General features: G+C 68.1%; 3 protein-coding genes and 1 pseudogene. 3 read left to right on the top strand and 1 reads right to left on the bottom strand.

Annotated features, from left to right (window positions below; translation table 11 throughout):
* From ACE5CZ_RS11685 to ACE5CZ_RS11675, 3 genes and pseudogenes are all read left to right on the top strand, one after another.
* Positions 1-491: pseudogene (locus tag ACE5CZ_RS11685) on the top strand (hypothetical protein); the annotation flags it as partial.
* A 79-nt stretch (positions 492-570) separates the two neighbouring features.
* Positions 571-1,665: a threonine aldolase family protein gene (locus ACE5CZ_RS11680; protein ID WP_374947502.1), complete on the top strand. Its 1,095-nt coding sequence runs from the start codon at positions 571-573 to the stop codon at positions 1,663-1,665.
* A gap of 114 nt (positions 1,666-1,779) precedes the next feature.
* Positions 1,780-2,379 carry a nitroreductase family protein gene (locus tag ACE5CZ_RS11675; protein WP_374947501.1) on the top strand — a complete coding sequence of 200 codons (600 nt, stop codon included), beginning with the start codon at positions 1,780-1,782 and terminating at the stop codon, positions 2,377-2,379.
* 60 nt (positions 2,380-2,439) lie between these two features.
* Here ACE5CZ_RS11675 and ACE5CZ_RS11670 read toward each other — a convergent pair.
* On the bottom strand, positions 2,440-2,985 hold a 546-nt coding region (locus ACE5CZ_RS11670; RefSeq protein ID WP_374947500.1), incomplete at its 5' end, for an AAA family ATPase.

The raw sequence follows: 2,985 nt of genomic DNA, 5'->3' as shown, positions 1-2,985 counted from the left end.
TACGCCAGCGCGACGGCAGCCACATCCCCTTCGTCACGATCCCGCAGCTGCGCGTGGCGGCGGTCGAGCATCCTTCTCGTCGCCACGCAAGCGTCATCGCCCGCGCGCTCGAGCTCGTGCGCGAGCGCGTCGACTCCCCCTATGAGACACGACTGCGACTGATCGTGCAAAGCGCGGGGTTTCCCGATCCGATCGTCAACGAGCCGATTCTGGATGCGCGGGGCGACACGATCGCCCAGCCAGACCTCAGAATTCCCGGCTACGCCGTCGGCCTCGAATATCAGGGAGACGGCCATCTCACCGACAGGTCGCAGTGGCAGCGCGACGTGGTTCGCCGTCGCGAGCTCGACCGCATCGACTATAAGTCGATCGAGGCGGTGATCCCCGACATCCGAAACCCCGGCCACCTGCTGCACACGCTAGAAGCCGAGTTGACGACACGCGGCTGGACCGGAACCCGACGCTGGCCGACCCTCGGGGTCGAGGGGTGAGCGCCGGCAGCACGGAGCCCGGCAACAAAGCCGCGCCGAACGCAACGCCCGTGCGCGACCGGTGGGCGAGACTGGATGCGTGACCGAATCGACCGAGACCGCCGCGCCCCTGAGACTCCACGACCTCGACTACCGGGGTTTCGCATCCGACAACTACGCCGGCGTGCATCCCGAGGTTCTCGCCGCCGTCGCCGCGGCGAATGGCGGACACCAGATCGCCTATGGCGAAGACCTCTACACGGCGCGCCTGCAGCATGTGATGGCCGAGCACTTCGGCGACGGCGTCGAGGCTTTTCCCGTGTTCAACGGCACCGGCGCGAACGTGCTGAGTCTGCAGTCGATGCTTCCCCGCTGGGGGGCGGTCATCTGCACGCAGACCGCGCACATCCACACCGACGAGAACGCCGCGCCCGAGCGCGTCGCCGGCCTCAAGCTGCTGACGGTGCCGACGCCGGATGGCAAGCTCACGCCCGAGCTCATCGACCGCGAGGCCTGGGGCTGGGGCGACGAGCACCGGGCGCAGCCGCTGGCGGTCTCGATCACGCAGACCACCGAGCTCGGCACGGCCTACACCCCCGACGAGGTTCGAGCCATCGCCGAGCACGTGCATTCCCGGGGCATGACCCTGCACATGGACGGCGCCCGCATCTCCAACGCCGCCGCTTACCTCGGCGTTCCGCTCCGGTCGTTCACCTCCGACGCCGGCGTCGACGTTCTGTCGTTCGGCGGCACGAAGAACGGGCTGATGTTCGGCGAGGCGGTCGTGGTGCTCAGCCCCGACGCATCCGAGGGCCTGAGCTACCTGCGCAAACTCAACATGCAGCTCTCGAGCAAGATGCGCTTCGTCTCGGCGCAGCTCATCGCGCTGCTCGAGGGCGGGCCGAACGACGGGCTCTGGATGCGCTCCGCCTCGCACGCCAACGCGATGGCCCAGCGGCTGCGGCAGGCGGTCGAGGGGCTCGACGGCGTGACGATCACCCAGCCCACGCAGTCGAACGCGGTGTTCGCGATCGTGGCTCCGGAGGTCGCGGATCGGCTGCGCGAGACTTTCCGCTTCTACGACTGGGATCCGTCGACGGGTGAGGTGCGCTGGATGTGCTCGTTCGACACGACCGAGGCCGACGTCGACGCGTTCGCGGCGCGCCTGGAGGAACTGCTCGCATCCGGTTTCTGAGCGCACCGGGAATATCGAGAGGGTCTATGCGTTTGCATAGCTAGGCAATGGATGCCTGGCCCACGCATCCGCCACACGGGGGATGCGACGAAGCACACCGTAAGGACACTGTTCATGACACTCACCACCACCACCAGCGTCGCCCGCGCTTCAGAGACAAGCGCTCCGATTCTCGAGGTGCTCGCTGCTCGCTGGAGCCCCCGCTCTTACGACCCCTCCGTCGCCATCGACGAGACCGCACTCGCATCCATTCTCGAGGCCGGCCGCTGGTCGCCGTCGGCGAGCAACACGCAGCCGTGGCGCTTCATCGTCGCCCGCCGGGGAACCCCCGCCTTCGACTCGATCGTCTCGAACCTCATGGGCTTCAACCAGGCCTGGACCCCGAACGCCGCCGTGCTGATCGTGAACCTGGCCGAGACCGCCGACCTCGATGGCAAGCCGCGCGGGCTGGCCTCATACGACCTGGGCCAGGCCGTCGCCCACATGTCGATCCAGGCGCACCACGAAGGCCTGCACGTTCACCAGATGGGCGGAATCATCGCCGACGGTCTGCGCGACGCGTTCTCGATTCCCGAGAACCTCACGCCCCTCACGGTCACCGCGCTCGGAACGCTCGACACACCCGAGGCCCTCGGCGAAGAGGGCGCGATCGCCCGCGAGAAGGCCCCGCGCGAGCGCTTTCCGCTCGACGAGATCGTTCTCGTCAACGAGTAGCGGCTCCGTTCCCTGAGCTCGTCGAAGGCGGTCCTTCGACAGGCTCAGGAACGGGTCGGCTCAGGGAGCCGCGGGCGGCTCCGCCGTCACCGTGAGGCCGTCGCCCGCGTCGTCGAGGTCGACGCGCACTGTGTCGCCGTCGCGCACCGTGCCGCGGAGGATCTCCGTCGCGAGGCGATCGTCGATCTCGTGCTGCATCAGGCGGCGCAGTGGACGCGCGCCGTAGATCGGGTCGTAGCCTTTCTCGGCGAGCCAGGCACGGGCATCCGGTGTGACGGCCAGCTCGAGCCGACGGTCGCCGATGCGGCGGGCCAGCCGGTCGACGTAGAGCGACACGATCTGAGCGAGGTCTTCGCGGGTGAGCGCCTGGAACACCACGATGTCGTCGAGCCGGTTCACGAACTCGGGCTTGAACGCTTGGCGCACGAGCGCCTGCACGGCCTCCTCCTTCTGCTCGGCGGTCAGCGACCCGTCGACAAGATACTGCGACCCCAGGTTCGACGTGAGGATCAGGATCGTGTTGCGGAAGTCGACCGTGCGGCCCTGTCCGTCGGTGAGGCGGCCGTCATCCAGAACCTGCAGCAGCACGTCGAAGACCTCGGGATG

It is taken from the genome of Agreia sp., assembly GCF_964263775.1.
Classification (GTDB): domain Bacteria; phylum Actinomycetota; class Actinomycetes; order Actinomycetales; family Microbacteriaceae; genus Agreia.
This window is presented reverse-complemented; position numbering and strand designations above follow the sequence as displayed.